Source organism: Microbispora sp. NPDC049125, assembly GCF_040802045.1.
Lineage (GTDB): Bacteria > Actinomycetota > Actinomycetes > Streptosporangiales > Streptosporangiaceae > Microbispora.
The window spans coordinates 97,066-112,180 of the sequence record NZ_JBEZDW010000025.1; the positions used below are offsets into that span (position 1 = coordinate 97,066).

Below are 15,115 nucleotides of genomic sequence, written 5' to 3' on the forward strand. Positions count from 1 at the left end.
GGTCCGAGGAGAGGTTCCCGTAGCGGCCTAACGGGGGCCGAGCGTCAACTCCGGTCGGGTGTCACAGCCCACGCAGGTTCGAATCCTGCCCTCTCCGCCGAGCAAGTCCACCGAACACTCTCCAGCGATCGCGGAGTCCTCATGGGAGCGGTTCTGATCGTCGCCAATCCGGCGGCCGGCACCACCGACGACCGGCTCCTGGCCCAGGTCACCGAGCTATGTGCCGAGCATGCGGCCACCGTGCGGGTCCATCGCACCGCATGCGCGGGCGACGCCACCACGACCGTGCGCGCCGCCGTGCGCGAGCCCGACTGCCCCGATCTGGTGGTCGCCGTGGGCGGGGACGGCACGGTACGGGAGGTCATCGAAGGGCTCGCCGGCGAAGGCAGGTCCGCGCTGGCGATCGTCCCTGCCGGCACCGGGAACTCCGGCTACCGGATGCTGTGGGGCGAGCGGCCCTGGGCGAGCACACTGCGGTCCGCCCTCACCGGCGACGGCGCGCGGCTTCGCGAGTTCGACCTGGCCGAAGTGGCCGAGACCGGCGCGCTCGTGTTCCTCGGCGCCTGCTCGGGCGTGGTCGCGCAGGCCCTGGTCGGCGCGCGGGAGACCGGTCTGACCGGCCGCGCCCGCTACGCGAAGACCTTGGCCGACAGTGCCGCCGCCTTCGTGCCCTATCCGGGCCGGGTCACCGTGGACGGCGTCGAGCTGCACCGCGGCGACACCGTGCTGGCCAATGTCGGCGGCGGACGGTACCGGGGCGGGCAGTACCTGCTGCTGCCGCACTCCGAGTTCGACGACGGCCTGCTCGACGTGTGCGTGGTGGCCAGCCCCGTGCGGCCCGCCGAGGTGCCCACGCTGGTGCGCGAGGGCGAGCACCTGGGCCGGGAGGGCGTCTTCTACGGCCGGGGCCGGGTGATCACCGTGGAGCGGCTCGACGGCGGCCCCCTGCTCTTCGAGCACGACGGCGAGCTGCAGCCCGCCACCCGGTCGGCGATCACGCTGCGGGTGATGCCCGGCGCGCTCCCGGTGTGGACGGGCTGAACCGCGTCCCCGGCTCTCCCCTAATGGGCCGCGGCCTCTTGCCGTGCGCAGGATCGACGCGCGTCGAATCGCCGCGGCTGCTCGCCATACGCCCGATCGCCACGCGCCGCACGCATAATCGCCATGCGCCGCATGCCTAATGGACGTGATCGCCTGCCGCGCGCCGGATTTCCTTTCCGCCGATAGCCGCCGGCCGATCTCGATCAGAAATCCGTCAGAACGGCGTCAGTAGCGAATGCCATGATGAGTGTCGAAGGCCGGGCTTTCTGAAAGGCTTAACGATGCTTCTTAGGGAAAAGTCCAGCGACAATCCCCATGGCGATCCCGAGTGCTTCTCCGGATTCGGTAACGTCCCGTTCCGCAGTTATCCGCTGTATATCGGCGGCCGGGACGTCGAAGGCGACGGCTGGGTCTACACACTGAGCGCGCGCTCGCTACTGGAAGACGTTTTCGCGAGTATCAGCCTGAAACGCGCGCTGGAGAAGGACGCCGACTCCGACGCCTGGCGGCACCCGTACGTGGTGGGCCGGTGCGCGGTCGCCGGCGTCGAGCAGATCGACGCGGCGATCGACGCGGCGGCCGAGGCCGCGCAGGAGTGGGCGGCCGTCCCGCTGGAGCGCCGGATGCTGCTCGGTGAGCTGTTCCGCGAGGAGTTGCGCCGCAGGCACGACGAGTTCGTCGAGATGCTGGTCGTCGAGGCGCACCCGGTCAAACTGGCCCGCTGGGAGCTCAGCGGCCTGCGGCAGCTGTTCAGCAAGGAAAGCTGCGACTGGTACCGGCAGTGCATGCACACCGAGTTCGCCCACGGCGACCGCCGCCTGATCGTCCGCCGTCAGCCCGACGGCGTGGTGTGCTTCAACCCGCCGCAGAACGCGCCGGGGCCGAGTGCCGCGCTGTCGGTGCTTCCCCTCATGGCGGGCAACGCCGTGGTGGTGCGGGCGCCGCGCAGCATCCCGTTCAGCACGATGTACGTGCTGCGCGAGCTCGTCGTGCCGCTGCTGGAGGAGATCGGCGCGCCCCCCGGCGTGCTCAACATCGTGTGCAGCAACCCCAAGCAGACCATGGACCGCTGGGTGACCAGCCCCAAGGTCAACGACATCTTCTTCATCGGCGGCGTCGAGGAGGGGATGCGCTACCAGGAGCGCTGCGTGACCAACGGCAAGAAGCCCATCCTGGAGCTGGCCGGCAACGACACGATCATCGTCTGGAAGGACGCCGATCTGGAGCTGGCGGCCGAGGCCGTCGCCGAGTGCTTCTACGGCTCGGGCCAGATCTGCATGGTGCCCAACTGCGTCCTGGTCCACCCCGACGTCGCCGACGAGCTGATCGAGCGGGTGCGCGAGCAGGTGAAGACCGTACGGCCCGGCTACCCCGACGACGAGGACGTGCTGCTGTCCCCGGTGCGCCGCGCCGAGCGGTTCTTCGCCCTGCTCAGCCAGGCCATGGCGGGCGGCGCCACGCTGGTCACCGGCGGGGAGCGCGTCGAGGTGGACGGCACGCCGTCCCCCACCGGCGTCTTCCTGCAGCCCACCGTGCTGCGGGTGGACGGCCTGGCCGGCGCGCGCGAGCTGGACGTGGTCAAGCACGAGACGTTCTTCCCGCTGCTGCCGATCGTGGTCGCCGAGCCGGCCCCCGACGAGGAGCTGGTCGAGAGCTTCATCGACTTCGTCAACGCCAACGAGTACGGCCTGCGCAACTCGGTGTGGGCGGGGTCGGACGAGATCATCGACGTTTTCGTGCAGCGGATCGTCAACGGCGGGCTGCTCAAGGTGAACGACTCGCACATCGGCTTTCTGCCGTACCTGCCCAGCCACGGCGGCACCGGCCTGACCGGCGGCGTCTTCGGCGAGGCCAACTACCCGATGCTCAAGACCTCGCATGCGCAGGGGGTCAGCATCGCCACCGGGGTGCGTCCCTATCTGGCTGTTTTCGGCAACTGACATTTGGAGAGTCTCGTGCGCACACTCGACACGGCTCGCGACGTCTGCGAGCAGTACCACCCCGGGCTGGTGAAGGCCCTGTCGGAGCTGTCGTTCGCGGACCGGGAGCGGCCGGTGAGCCCGGTGATCGACCTGTTCCGCACGCACGGTGGCGTGGGGCTGCTCGTGCCCGCCGAGTACGGCGGCGGCGGCGCCGGTCTGGTCGACGCGGTCCAGGTCATGCGGGCGGTCGGATCGCTGTCGCCGTCCCTGGCCGCCGCCGTCACCATGCACCACTTCACCGCCGCCACCCTGTACGCGCTGGCCCCCGCCGCCGGACGGCTGACCGACGCCCAGCTGTCGGTGCTCCGGCGGGTCGTCCCCGAGCAGCTGGTGATGGCCTCGGGCTGGGCGGAGGGCCGTACCGAGCAGAACATCCTCGCCCCGGCGGTCACCGCGACCCCGGTGGAGGGCGGCTACCTGCTCTCCGGCAGCAAGAAGCCGTGCAGTCTCAGCACGTCGATGGATCTGCTGACCGCGAGCATCGCCGTACCGGGCGCGGGGGGCGAGCCCGAGCTGGCGCTCGCCCTGGTGCCCGCCGACAGCGAGGGGCTGTCGGTGCACCCGTTCTGGGGCAACCAGGTGCTGGCCGCGGCGCAGAGCGACGAGGTGCGGCTCACGGATGTCTTCGTGCCCGAGGAGCTGGTCGTCCGCACCAGCGCCGAGGACCCCCACCTGCTGGACGACCTGCAGACGGCCGGGTTCGTCTGGTTCGAGCTGCTGATCTCGGCCGGGTACACCGGGGCGGCCTCCGCACTGGTCGAGCAGGTGCTGCACCGCGGCCGGGGCGGGGCCTCCGACCGGGCCGCGCTCGTGGTGCGGGCCGAGTCGGCGTTCATGGTCCTGGAGGGCACGGCCCGCGCCGTCGCCGGCGGGCTGGACGGCGAGGCGGCGGTCGCGGCGGCGCTGGTCGCGCGGTACGCGGCGCAGGAGGCGCTGACCGACACGGCCGCGCTGGCGCTGGAGCTGCTGGGCGGGCTCGACTTCATCACCTCCTCCGACAACACCCAACTGGCCTCCGGAGTCCGTCCGCTGGCCTTCCACCCTCCCTCGCGTGCCAGCGTCGCCGACGCCCTGGCCACGTACTTCGCGGGCGGGCCGCTCCAGCTGTCGTGAAATTCCGGCTCTTGAAGGGAAGTGTTCAGTGAGTGTGATCACGGAGGCCCCTCCGGACACCGAACAGGAGATCCTGCGGCTGTACCGGGCCCATCTGAGCAAGGGCAGAGCCACCCTTGCGGAGCTGTTCGGCAGCCACATGGAGGTGGCGTCCGAGGGAGCGTGGCTGACCACCGCCGACGGCGAGAGATTCCTCAACTGCGGCGGCTACGGCGTGTTCCTGATGGGCGCCCGGCACCCCGCGGTGATCGAGTCGGTCCAGCGCCAGCTGCACACCCACCCGGTCGCCTCACGCATCCTCCTCGAACCGACCGCGGCCCGCGCGGCCGAGGCGCTCTGCTCGGTGATGCCCCCCGGCCTTGACCGGGTGCACTTCGCGCTGTCGGGGGCCGAGGCGGTCGAGACCGGCCTCAAGCTCGCCCGCGCCAACGGCCGCAAGCACACGGTGTCGATGGATCGCGGCTACCACGGCAAGACCCTGGGCGCGCTCTCGGTGACCGCCAAGGACGTCTACCAGCGGCCGTTCCGCCCGCTGCTGCCCGGCGTGACCCATCTGCCCTTCGGCGACGCCGACGCGCTGGAGGCCGAGCTGGCCGCCCACCCGGGCGAGGTGTGCGTCATCCTGGAGCCGATCCAGGGCGAGGGCGGTGTGATCATCCCGCCGCCGGGTTACCTCCGCAGGGTCGAGGAGCTCGTCCGCGAGTACGACGGATTCCTCGTGCTGGACGAAGTGCAGACCGGCATGGGCCGCCTCGGCGAGTGGTGGGGCGCCGACCTGGAGGGCATCCGGCCGGACGTGCTGCTGGTCGGCAAGGCGCTCGGCGGTGGAGTGGTCCCCGTCTCGGCGGCCGTCGCGACCCGGGAGGCGTTCAAGCCCTTCGACAAGGACCCGTTCGTGCACACCGCCACGTTCTCCGGTCAGCCGCTGCTGATGGCCGGGGTGCTGGGCGCGATCCGGGCGATCCAGGAGGACCGCCTGGTCTCCAAGGCCGTCGAGCTGGGCGCGATCCTGCTCGACGGAGTGACCGAGATCGTCAACAGGACCATCCCCGACCTGGTGGTCGAAGTGCGCGGCCAGGGGCTGCTGATCGGCCTGGAGCTGGTCGAGGCGGGCCTGGCCGGCGAGCTGCTGATCGAGCTGTTCAACAACGGCGTCGTCGGCAACCACTCGATGAACGCCAGCTCGGTGGTCCGCTTCACCCCGCCCGCGATCCTCAGCCCGAGCGAGGTGCGCTTCTTCCTGGTGGCCTTCGAACGAGCCACGCGCGACCTGGTCGCGCGCCAAACCACGATGCCGGAAGGCAGGTGATCGAGAGTGCGGCACCTGGAACTTGACGCCGTGATCCACGACGCGACGGCCGACGCCGTCTACGACGGGATCACGAGATTCGACCGCTACGCCGAGTTCGCCCCGCACGTGCGGTCGGCCGAGGTGCTGATCGCCTGGCCCGAGCCGGTCGGCGAGTCGCACTGGGAGCTCAACTTCCGCAGCGGGCTGCTGCGCTGGACCGAACGCGAACAGTTCGCCAGGGAGCGGCTGGAGATCGCTTTCGCCCAGGTCGACGGCGACTTCGAGAGCTTCTCCGGGCTGTGGACCCTGCGCCAGGACGGCGGCGACGTGCGGCTGCACTTCGAAGCCGACTTCGACTTCGGCATCCCCAGCATGGAGGGGATCCTCGACCCGATCGCCGAACGAGTGATCAAGGAGACCGTGGCCTGGACCGTCGTCGGCCTGTTCCCGGGAGCACTCGTGGCCGACCCCGCCGACCAACCCGACCCTGCCGCCGCGGCCGCCATCACGGCCGGCGCATGAGGAGCGCGCGATGGACCAGCTCAATCCGTACGAGACCCCCAACACCTTCAAAGCGCACCGCGCGGAGTACCTGTTCGGCCTGGCGGTCAGCACCGGGCTGATCGTCGCCCACTTCGGTGAGATCAGGTGGCTGCCCGCGATCGGCCTGTTCTTCTACATCGACCTCATCGGCTACCTTCCCGGCGCCATCGCCTACCGGAAGTCCGGTGGCAAGCCGATCCCCAAGGCGTACTACGTCCTGTACAACGTCATGCACAGCCTGGTCACCCAGGGCGCGGTCGCCGGGCTGTGGTGCCTGCTGATCGGGCCCGAGTGGGCGCTGCTGGCGCTGCCGTTCCACCTGTGCGGCGACCGCGGCCTGTTCGGCAACTTCATGAAACCGCTCGCCCTGCCCTTCGAGCCGGTGGCCCAGCCGGCGTACCAGAAGCTGCTCGACTCCATCGGCGTCACGCAGAAGGCGCCGCACGGACACCAGAAGAAGGAAGAAAAGGAGAAGGAGCACCAGCTGACGGCCCAAGGGACGGCCTGGTGACCGTCACCGCCGCCAGGGACGCCCGCCGGGAGGCCAGGAAGGCCATGCGCAAGGTCGCGGCGCCGGTGGCGGTGCTGACGGTCAGCCACGAGGGCCGGGTGCACGGCACCACGGTGAGCACGCTGGTGGGGGTCTCGCCGACCGAGCTGATCATCGGCGTCTCGCTGCGCAGCGGATCCCTCCTCGGCGGGCTGGCCGTCGCCGCCGGGCGGTTCACCGTCAATCTGCTCAGCGGCGGTCAGGGCGGCCTCGCCCGCTGGTTCGCCGACCGTGACCGCCCGCAGGGCCCCGCGCAGTTCGCCGGGGTGCCGTGGACCAGCGCCGGCGGCGACGGCGCGCCGCTGATCGACGGCGCGCTGGCTCACCTGGAGTGCCGCCTGGTCCGCAGCATCCCGGTCGCCGACCACGAGCTGCTGCTCGGTGAGGTGGTCGACGCCGTGGCGGGGACGGGCGACCCGCTGTTCAGCTTCGCCGGAGACCTGTGCGCCGGCGCGCTGCGGACCGTTCCCGGCTCGGGCGACGGCACCCGGAATTCCAACCACCGGAACCCGATGGAGGGCACGACGCGATGACGGCACACGAGGCGACCGCACATGAGGCGGCGTGGGACACCGCTCCCGGGCTGCTCGACGGAGCGAAAAATCTCACGCTCACCGCCGCGGACTGTGATCTGGCCTACTGGCTGACCTCGGTGGCCCAGGGCACGCTGCGCGACCGCGCGGCCACCGGCCACCACCCGGACGCGATCGTCCCCGCGCACATGCGGGAGCCGGGGCCGCTGCGCGAGTCGCTGAGCCTGGAGCTCGGCTTCCGCAGCCTGTCGGAGGAGCTGGCGACCCGCCTGCTGGCGTACTACGTCGTCAACGCGCCCGGCATCCCCGAGCTGGAGTTCTACGCCACCCAGATGATCGACGAGGCCCGGCACGCCAGGGTCTTCCGCGATCACCTGGTGGAGCTCGGCTGGCAGCGCGAGACCGTGCTGGCCGACATCGACGAGATGGCCGCCGACTACCGGCGCAGGGTGCTCGACCCGGTCGAGCGGTTCAGCCTGGAGATCGTCAGGGACCAGGGCGACTTCTACGGCGGCGTCGCGGTGTTCACGATCGTGATCGAGGGCGTGCTGGCCCCGGCGGCCGAGCTGAGCGAGCGCAAGTGGACGCCGCTCGACCCGGCCGCCGGGGAGATCTCGCGAGGCGCGGCGATCGACGAGATCCGGCACCTGACCGTGGGCAGCTCCATCCTCCGCTCACACCTGATCGACAACCCCGGCTACCGGCCGCGGCTGCTGGAGATCCTGGAGGCCGGGCGCAAGCTGTGGAGCGAGGTGCCCGACCGCGAGTTCGTCATCCACCGCGAGGAGCTCTTCCAGAAGGGCATGGCCGAGCACGCCGGCCTGATCGGCGATTACGAGCTCTGGCCGGGGGTGCGGATGCTGGACACCACACCCGAGCAGCGCTACGACATCGCCGAGCAGTGGACCGACGAGATGGCGCAGACCCGGATGGCGTACATGGGGCTGCCCGGCGACTGGCTGAGCGGTGGTGCCGCGTCATGATGATGCCGCTGAGGAGCCATACGGCAGACCGAGCCCGGGCGGGGCGGGCCGCCGTCCTGGCGGGCGCCGGCTGCTGGCTGCCGCCCGGAGTCGTCACCAACGCCGACCTCGCGGCCCGCCTGGACACCTCCGACGAGTGGATCCGCTCGCGCACCGGCATCGCCAGCCGCCACATCGCCGGGCCCGGCACCGCCACCTCCGATCTCGCGGTCGAGGCGGGCCGCCGGGCGCTGAAGTCCTCCGGCGACTCGCAGGTGGACGCCGTGGTGCTCGCGACCACCACGCCCGATCGGCTCTGCCCGGCGACCGCCCCGGAGATCGCCTCCCGGCTCGGCCTCAGCGGGTGCGCGGCGTTCGACGTGGCCGCCGTCTGCACCGGATTCCTGTACGGCCTGGCCACCGCGGCCGGGCTGATCGCCGCCGGGACGGCCGACCGGGTGCTGCTGATCGGGGCCGACACCTACTCCACGATCATCGACCCGGAGGACCGGACCACATCGGTGATCTTCGCTGACGGCGCGGGCGCGGTCGTGCTGCGCGCCGGCACACCGGACGAGCAGGGTGCGATCGGGCCGGTCGTCCTCGGCAGCGACGGCGAGCACGCCGAACTGATCCAGATCCCGGCCGGCGGCGCCCGGCAGCGCTCCTCCGGGCTGCCGCCCGAGCCGGGTGACGAGTTCTTCCACATGCGCGGCAGGGAGACCTACCGGTGCGCGGTGGAGTGGCTCGTCGCGTCCTCGCGGGCGGCCGTCGAGGCGGCGGGCTGGCGGATCGGCGACGTGGACCGGGTCGTGGCGCACCAGGCCAACGCCCGCATCCTGGACGCCGTCGCCGAGCGGCTCGGCCTGCCGTGCGAGCGGCATCTGTCCAACATCGAGCGGGTCGGCAACACCGGCGCCGCCTCCATCCCCGTGCTGCTCGCCGAGGCGAGTCAGGCGGGCGAGCTCCGCCCGGGCCAGCGGGTGCTGCTCACCGCGTTCGGCGGCGGTCTCACCTGGGGCGCCGCGACCCTCGTCTGGCCCGAACTGGACCCCTCCTAACCACATCCACTCGAAGGGAGCACCCGGCAATGTTCGACACGCTGAAGGACATCCTGGTCAAGAAGCTCAAGGTCACCCCCGGGCAGGTCACCCCCGACGCCAGCAGGGAGGACATCGAGCTGGACTCGCTCGCCGTGGTCGAGCTGTCCATGGTGCTGGAGCAGGAGCTCGGCATTGTGATCAGCGACAACGAGCTGATCGACGTGCCCACCGTGGGAGACATCGCCCGGCTGATGGAGGAGCGGAGCGCGAAGATCTGATGGCCGGAATGGACGTCGCGGTCACCGGGCTCGGCCTGGTGACCCCGGCCGGCAACGACACGGCGCGGTCCTGGCAGACCATCTGCGCGGGACAGCCGACCGCCGACGTGGACCCCGGCCTGGCCGGGAACCCTGTCTCGATCTCCTGCCGGGTCACCGGCTTCGACCCCGAGGAGCTGCTGGGCGCCCGCCGGGCCCATCGCCTCGACCGATTCGTACAGTTCGCCGTCATCGCCGCCCGGGAGGCGGTGGCGGATTCGGGTCTCGACCCCGCCACCTGGGACGGCGCCAGGGTCGGTGTGGTCATGGGCACGGCGGGCGGCGGCGCGGCCACCTTCGAGGCGCAGCACCGGGTCCTGATGGAGGAGAGCCCGTCGTGGGTCTCCCCCCTCACGCTGCCCATGCACCTGCCCAACATGGTCGCGGGGCAGCTGGCCATGGAGTTCGGCGCCACCGGGCCCGACCTCGTGGTCGCGACCGCCTGCGCTTCCGGCGCGACCGCCCTCGGCACGGCCCGCGACCTGCTGCAACTCGGCCGGTGCGACGTCGTGCTGGCGGGAGGGACGGAGGCGCTGCTGAACCCGGTCACGATGGCCGGGTTCGCCAAGATGGGCGCGCTGTCCAAACGCCAGGACATGCCCGCCGAGGCGTCCCGGCCGTTCGACGTGGACCGGGACGGGTTCGTCGGCGGGGAGGGGGCGGCGCTGCTGGTGCTGGAGCGCGTCGACGACGCCCGGGCCCGCGGCGCGCGGATCCGCGCGCGGCTCGTCGGGTACGGCGCGACCGCCGACGCCCATCACGTGACGGCGCCGCATCCCGACGGGGTCGGCATCGAGGCGGCGGTCCGGGCGGCGCTGGCGGACGCGGGCGCCGTGCCGTCCGACGTCGGCCACGTCAACGCGCACGGCACGTCGACGCCGCTGAACGACCTGGTGGAGGCGACGATGCTGAGCAGGGTGCTCCCGCACCGGCCCCTGGTGACCTCCACGAAGGGGGTCACCGGCCACATGATGGGCGCCGCGGGAGCGGTCGAGGCCGCGTTCAGCGTGCTGGCGGTCGAGCAGGGTCTCGTCCCGCCGACGGCCAACCTCAACAAGCTCGACCCGAAGATCGACATCGATGTGGCGGCCAGGGTCACACCACGCCGGATCGACCTGGCGATCAGTGACTCCTTCGGTTTCGGGGGTCAGAACGCCGTGCTCGCCTTCGCCCGTGCCTGAAACCCACGCCTGAAACCCACGCCTGAAAGCCACGCCTCAACCCCACGCCTCAACCCCTCAAACCCACGCCCGATGACCATTCCCGAAACCCATGCCGGCATTGGAGCCCTGCCATGCGGACCGTCCACCGCCCTCCCGAACCCGCCACGTCAGCCGCGAGCGGGCTCGGCACGGCGCACATCGTCTTCCTCATCGTCGCCGCCGCCGCGCCGTTGTCGGCGATGGTCGGCACGGTGCCGCTGGCGTTCGCCGTCGGCAACGGCGCGGGCGTCCCGGCGGCGTTCGTCTTCGCGGGGGTGACCCTGCTGTGCTTCTCCGCCGGATACGCGGTGATGATGCGGCGGACCGGCGGCACCGGCGGCTTCTACACCGGTGTGGCGCAGGGTCTCGGCCGCCCGGCCGCGGTGGCCGGAGGGCTGCTCGCGCTGCTGTCCTACCTCTGCGCCACGATCGGCCTGGCCGGGGCGTTCGCCTACTTCGCGCGTCTGGTGCTCGGCCTGCACGGGATCGACGTGCGCTGGGAGGTGTGCGCGGCGCTGGGCATCGCGGCCGTCGCGGCGCTCGGCTACCGGGAGATCGCGGTCAGCGCGAGGGTGCTGGCGGTGATGATGGCCGGCGAGATCCTGGTGCTGCTGGCGCTGGACGTCGCGGTGCTGGCCCGGCACGGCGTGACGGCGCTGCCCGCGGCGTCGTTCACCCCGCACGAGGTCTTCGGGCCCGGGCTCGGGGTGGCGCTGATGTTCGCCTTCGTGTCGTTCATCGGGTTCGAGTCGGCGTCGCTGTACGGCAAGGAGTCACGCGACCCACGGCGCAGCGTGCCGAGGGCCACCTATGTCGCCGTGGTGCTGATCTCGGTGTTCTACGCCCTGACCAGCTGGGTCGCCGTCGGGGCGGTCGGCCCGTCCCGGGTGCGGGCCGTGGCGGGCGAACAGCTCGGCAACCTGTTCTTCGGGCTCGGCGCCGACTACCTGGGCCAGGCGGGGGAGGTCGCGCTCGAAGTGCTGCTGTGCACGAGCCTGTTCGCCGCGACGCTCGCCCTGCACAGCGCCGGCAACCGGTACGTCCAGGCGCTGGCCGCCGACGGAGTGCTCCCGGCCGCCCTGGGAGTCGGGCACCCCCGGCACGGTTCTCCGCACCGCGCCAGCGTGTGGCAGACGGTCCTCGCCGTGGTCGTGACGGCCGCGTTCGCGGTCGAGGGCCTCGATCCCTACGCCGACCTCGCGACCAGCATGCTCGGCCTGGGCACCCTCGGCATCATCGTGCTCCAGGCGCTGGCCGCGCTCTCCGTCCTCGGCCTGTGGCGGCACCGGGGCGGGGAGCACGGGCTGGAAGAGCGGCCCGGATGGTGGCGAGGGCTGGTCGCCCCGCTGCTCGGATTCGCCGGGCTGGCCACGACGGTCTGGCTGGTGGTCGGCAACTTCGCCCTGATGACGGGGTCGAAGTCGGCGGTGGTCGGCGAGCTGCCGTGGGTCCTTTTGGTGGTCGGCGCGGCCGGCCTGGCGTACGCGGCGTGGCTGCGGGGCGCCCGCCCGGCCCGCTACCTGGCGCTCGCCGGCATGTCCGCCGAGCCGGTCGTCCCGGCGGCGGCCCGGTCCATCCGGGCCTGAGGAGCCGTTCGGGGACACGACACAGGACCGGGGCCGCTCCCTCTTCCGGGGAGCGGCCCCGGTCGCGTATGCCAGGCAGTCGCGTGTTCTGGGAGGACGGGAACATGAGAGGAGGGCCGGGTGACCCCGGCCCTCCTCTTCGGTCGTCCGTACGGCGTCCGCCGCGGCTACCAGGTGACCGGCAGCTCGTGCAGGCCGTAGACGAGGCTGCTGGTCCTGAAGGGCACCTCCTCGGCCGGTACGGCCAGCCGCATGTCCGGGAAGCGCTCGGCCACCCTGAGCAGGGCCAGCTCCAGTTCGAGAGCCGCGAGCGGGCCTCCCGGGCAGTGGTGGACGCCGTGCCCGAAGGCCAGGTGCGCGCGGGTGTCGCGGCTCGGGTCGAACTCCGCCGCCCGGGGGAAGACCGCCTCGTCGTGGTTGGCCGCCGGGATCGAGATGATGACCCCGTCACCCGCCGGGATCGGCACTCCGCCGATCTCCAGGTCGGTCGCGGCCACCCGTACCACGTTGTCCTGGGGGATGGACCAGAAGCGCAGCAGCTCCTCCACGAGCGGGCGCACGGTCGACGGGTCCTCCCGCAGCGACGCGGCCAGCTCGGGGCGGCGCAGCAGCGTCAGCAGGCTGAGCGCGATCTGGTTGGCCGTGGTCTCGTGGCCGGCGACCAGCATGAGCCGGACCATGGCCACCAGGTCCTCGCGGCTGAGCAGGCCGGGCCGCATGTAGTCGGTGACCAGGCGGCTGATCAGGTCGTCCTGGGGGGCGAGGTCCCGCTCGCCGCAGAGCCGGTCGAGGTACTGCGTGGTCGCGATGTAGGAGGCGAACGCCTCCTCGGGAGCTTCCTGGTTGAGCAGCGCGTTGCTGTGCCGCTGGAAGTCCGCCATGTCCTCGCCGGGCACGCCGAAGATGCGTCCGATGACCGCGCAGGGCAGGGGAAGGGCGAAGCTCTGGTAGAGGTCGAAGGGACGCGGCAGGCGCTCGACCTCGTCCAGCAGGGCGTCCACCGTCTGCTGGATCTGGGGACGCATGGCGGCGACGCGGTGGGCGGTGAACTCCACCATGACCATCTTGCGCAGTCGTGAGTGCTCGGGCGGGTCCATCCGCCAGAACGACTGGATGCGGGGCTCCAGCTTCAGCAGCAGGCGGTTGGGGAACCCGGGGTTCTGGTCGTCGACGCTCAGCCTGGAGTCGTTGAGCGCCTGCTTGACGTCGGCGTGGCGGGTGATGAGCCATGCGTATTGGTCGTCTCGCAGCCGGACCTTGCACGGCGGCCCCTGACGCAGCTCGGCCAGGGCGGCCGGCGGCGAGTCGATCGAGGTGCGCGGCAGCGGCCAGTCGAGCACGCGGGTGTCGGTTTCGGTCATGATCTCACTCCCGATAGGAGGATGGTTGTCTCCATCGTGACGAAGGGCCCTGACGTGCCCCTGATCTCGGGCTGACCCCCGTCGCACGCGAAGACGCCGCCCCCGGGGGCGGGGGCGGCGTCGGATCGCGGACCGGTCAGGCGGGCTGTCTGGCCGCCCGCGGCAGCAGCTGGACCAGGAGCGCCACCACGAGGGCGAAGACCACGAGCATGATCATGCTGAGGTCGAACGCCCGCGGGAAGTCGGCTGCCTGCGGCGTGCCGCCGAGCGCTCCGAAGAAGACGATGCCGACGAGCGCGACACCGAGCGCGCCGGCCAGCTCCTGGGCCGTGGACAGCACACCGGAAGCGGCCGCCGCGTGGTGCGGCTGCACCCGCTCCAGCACCGTGGACGACAGCGGCGCCATCACCATGCCCATGCCGAACCCGGCCACCAGCAGCGAAGGCACCAGCCACCAGACCGACCCGGCGACTCCGATGTCACTCGCGGTGAAGCCGAGCACGCCGTACCCGGCGGCGACCAGGAGACCGCCGACGGCGAGCACCTGCTTGCCGAGCTTGGGCACGAGCTGCGGGGCCATCGCCGAGGACAGGAAGAAGCCCACGCCGAGGGCGACGTAGACCAGGCCGGAGCCGAGCGGCGACATCCCCCGGCCCTCCTGCAGGTAGAGCGACAGAACCAGGAAGCAGGAGCCCATCGCGAGGAAGAAGGCCAGCGTGGCGAGCACGCCCACGGTGAAGGCACGCTCACGGAACAGCGACAGGTCGATCAGCGGCGTGCCGCCCTTGTTCGTGAGCCGGCGCTGGTAGGCGGCGAACGCGGCGAGCAGGGGCACCGACACGACCAGGGAGATCACGGCCCACTCCGGCCAGCCCTGCTCACGTCCCTCGACCAGGGGCAGCACAATGGCGACCAGGCCCGCGGTCACGAGCAGGGTGCCCAGGAGGTCCAGCCGCTTGCCGTCGCCCCGGCTCTCGGGCACGGTGCGGCCGGCGAAGGCCAGTCCGAGGACGCCGATCGGGACGTTGATCAGGAAGATGGTCCGCCAGCCCAGGTCGTCGGGGTTGGCCACGATCAGCGCGCCGCCGATGAGCTGGCCGAAGACTCCGGCGAAGCCGTTGGTCAGGCCGTAGGCGTTGAACGCGGCGACGCGGGACTTGCCGGTGTAGACGGTGTTGATGATGCCCAGCACCTGGGGGGTGAGCAGAGCCGCTCCGACGCCCTGGACGACGCGGGCGATGATGAGTTCCTCGGCGTTGGGCGCCAGTCCCGAGGCGAGCGACGCCAGGGTGAACACCGCGAGGCCGATGGTGAAGATCCGCCTGCGTCCGAACTGGTCGCCGAGCCGCCCTGAAGTGATCATCAGTGAGGCGAAGGCGACGCCGTACCCGGCGATCATCAACTGGATCTGGGCAGGGGTGGCGTGAAGTTCGAGCTGGATCGAGGGGATCGCCACATTCAGGATGAAGAAGTCCAGGACGGTGACGAAGGTGCCGGCCAGCACGACAAGCAAGGTGCCCCAAGATGGTGTCGGCTGCTCGGTCGGACTGATCGTCTCGACAGGGTGCGGAGTGACGTCGGTCATGGGTCC

The 15,115-nt window shown here is 71.5% G+C and carries 14 protein-coding genes and 1 tRNA gene; 13 read left to right on the forward strand and 2 right to left on the reverse strand.

All coding sequences use genetic code 11. The features are described 5' to 3' along the window. Positions 1 to 7 precede the first annotated feature (7 nt). The 13 genes from AB0B72_RS26390 to AB0B72_RS26450 all read left to right on the forward strand — a co-directional run bounded on the left by AB0B72_RS26390 (position 8) and on the right by AB0B72_RS26450 (position 12,163). Positions 8 to 97: transfer RNA gene (locus tag AB0B72_RS26390), tRNA-OTHER, on the forward strand. A gap of 44 nt (positions 98 to 141) precedes the next feature. Next, positions 142 to 1,041, forward strand: coding sequence for a diacylglycerol kinase family protein (locus AB0B72_RS26395; protein WP_367741642.1), 900 nt, complete (start codon positions 142 to 144; stop codon positions 1,039 to 1,041). A 281-nt stretch (positions 1,042 to 1,322) separates the two neighbouring features. Further along, positions 1,323 to 2,981: an aldehyde dehydrogenase gene (locus AB0B72_RS26400; RefSeq protein WP_367741643.1), complete on the forward strand. Its 1,659-nt coding sequence runs from the start codon at positions 1,323 to 1,325 to the stop codon at positions 2,979 to 2,981. Between the two features lie 15 nt (positions 2,982 to 2,996). After that, entirely contained in the window at positions 2,997 to 4,136 is a 1,140-nt protein-coding gene (locus tag AB0B72_RS26405; protein ID WP_367741644.1) for an acyl-CoA dehydrogenase family protein, read from the forward strand. Positions 4,137 to 4,164: 28 nt separating this feature from the next. Continuing rightward, entirely contained in the window at positions 4,165 to 5,445 is a 1,281-nt protein-coding gene (locus AB0B72_RS26410) for an aspartate aminotransferase family protein (RefSeq protein WP_367741645.1), read from the forward strand. 6 nt (positions 5,446 to 5,451) lie between these two features. After that, positions 5,452 to 5,949, forward strand: coding sequence for a type II toxin-antitoxin system RatA family toxin (locus tag AB0B72_RS26415; RefSeq protein ID WP_367741646.1), 498 nt, complete (start codon positions 5,452 to 5,454; stop codon positions 5,947 to 5,949). Between the two features lie 10 nt (positions 5,950 to 5,959). After that, positions 5,960 to 6,481 (forward strand): hypothetical protein, encoded by a 522-nt coding sequence (locus AB0B72_RS26420; RefSeq protein WP_367741647.1) that lies wholly within the window; start codon positions 5,960 to 5,962, stop codon positions 6,479 to 6,481. Then, positions 6,478 to 7,053 (forward strand): flavin reductase family protein, encoded by a 576-nt coding sequence (locus AB0B72_RS26425; RefSeq protein WP_367741648.1) that lies wholly within the window; start codon positions 6,478 to 6,480, stop codon positions 7,051 to 7,053. The genes AB0B72_RS26420 and AB0B72_RS26425 overlap by 4 nt, the downstream gene beginning before the upstream one ends. Further along, entirely contained in the window at positions 7,050 to 8,036 is a 987-nt protein-coding gene (locus AB0B72_RS26430) for a hypothetical protein (protein ID WP_367741649.1), read from the forward strand. Before AB0B72_RS26425 ends, AB0B72_RS26430 begins: the two co-directional genes overlap by 4 nt. Then, on the forward strand, positions 8,033 to 9,076 hold the full coding sequence (locus AB0B72_RS26435) for a beta-ketoacyl-ACP synthase III (RefSeq protein WP_367741650.1): 1,044 nt from the start codon (positions 8,033 to 8,035) through the stop codon (positions 9,074 to 9,076). Before AB0B72_RS26430 ends, AB0B72_RS26435 begins: the two co-directional genes overlap by 4 nt. 29 nt (positions 9,077 to 9,105) lie before the next feature. Beyond that, positions 9,106 to 9,336 carry an acyl carrier protein gene (locus AB0B72_RS26440; protein ID WP_367741651.1) on the forward strand — a complete coding sequence of 77 codons (231 nt, stop codon included), beginning with the start codon at positions 9,106 to 9,108 and terminating at the stop codon, positions 9,334 to 9,336. Then, positions 9,336 to 10,556 (forward strand): beta-ketoacyl synthase, encoded by a 1,221-nt coding sequence (locus tag AB0B72_RS26445; protein WP_367741652.1) that lies wholly within the window; start codon positions 9,336 to 9,338, stop codon positions 10,554 to 10,556. Before AB0B72_RS26440 ends, AB0B72_RS26445 begins: the two co-directional genes overlap by 1 nt. Before the next feature lie 113 nt (positions 10,557 to 10,669). Beyond that, the gene (locus AB0B72_RS26450; RefSeq protein WP_367741653.1) at positions 10,670 to 12,163 is read left to right on the forward strand and encodes an APC family permease; all 1,494 of its coding nucleotides are present in this window, start codon (positions 10,670 to 10,672) and stop codon (positions 12,161 to 12,163) included. A gap of 167 nt (positions 12,164 to 12,330) precedes the next feature. Here AB0B72_RS26450 and AB0B72_RS26455 read toward each other — a convergent pair whose 3' ends face one another. Both AB0B72_RS26455 and AB0B72_RS26460 read right to left on the reverse strand, forming a co-directional pair. Beyond that, the gene (locus tag AB0B72_RS26455; protein WP_367741654.1) at positions 12,331 to 13,524 is read right to left on the reverse strand and encodes a cytochrome P450; all 1,194 of its coding nucleotides are present in this window, start codon (positions 13,522 to 13,524) and stop codon (positions 12,331 to 12,333) included. A gap of 136 nt (positions 13,525 to 13,660) precedes the next feature. Beyond that, positions 13,661 to 15,109, reverse strand: a complete 1,449-nt coding sequence (locus tag AB0B72_RS26460; RefSeq protein ID WP_367741655.1) for an MFS transporter — start codon at positions 15,107 to 15,109, stop codon at positions 13,661 to 13,663. Positions 15,110 to 15,115 lie beyond the last annotated feature (6 nt).

Excerpts from the sequence above, each read along its gene's own strand:
- AB0B72_RS26395 (WP_367741642.1), top strand. The coding sequence starts at position 142 with ATGGGAGCGGTTCTGATCGTCGCCAATCCGGCGGCCGGCACCACCGAC.
- AB0B72_RS26400 (WP_367741643.1), top strand. The coding sequence starts at position 1,323 with ATGCTTCTTAGGGAAAAGTCCAGCGACAATCCCCATGGCGATCCCGAG.
- AB0B72_RS26420 (WP_367741647.1), top strand. The coding sequence starts at position 5,960 with ATGGACCAGCTCAATCCGTACGAGACCCCCAACACCTTCAAAGCGCAC.
- AB0B72_RS26430 (WP_367741649.1), top strand. The coding sequence starts at position 7,050 with ATGACGGCACACGAGGCGACCGCACATGAGGCGGCGTGGGACACCGCT.
- AB0B72_RS26435 (WP_367741650.1), top strand. The coding sequence starts at position 8,033 with ATGATGATGCCGCTGAGGAGCCATACGGCAGACCGAGCCCGGGCGGGG.
- AB0B72_RS26440 (WP_367741651.1), top strand. The coding sequence starts at position 9,106 with ATGTTCGACACGCTGAAGGACATCCTGGTCAAGAAGCTCAAGGTCACC.
- AB0B72_RS26445 (WP_367741652.1), top strand. The coding sequence starts at position 9,336 with ATGGCCGGAATGGACGTCGCGGTCACCGGGCTCGGCCTGGTGACCCCG.
- AB0B72_RS26450 (WP_367741653.1), top strand. The coding sequence starts at position 10,670 with ATGCGGACCGTCCACCGCCCTCCCGAACCCGCCACGTCAGCCGCGAGC.
- AB0B72_RS26455 (WP_367741654.1), bottom strand. The coding sequence starts at position 13,524 with ATGACCGAAACCGACACCCGCGTGCTCGACTGGCCGCTGCCGCGCACC.
- AB0B72_RS26460 (WP_367741655.1), bottom strand. The coding sequence starts at position 15,109 with ATGACCGACGTCACTCCGCACCCTGTCGAGACGATCAGTCCGACCGAG.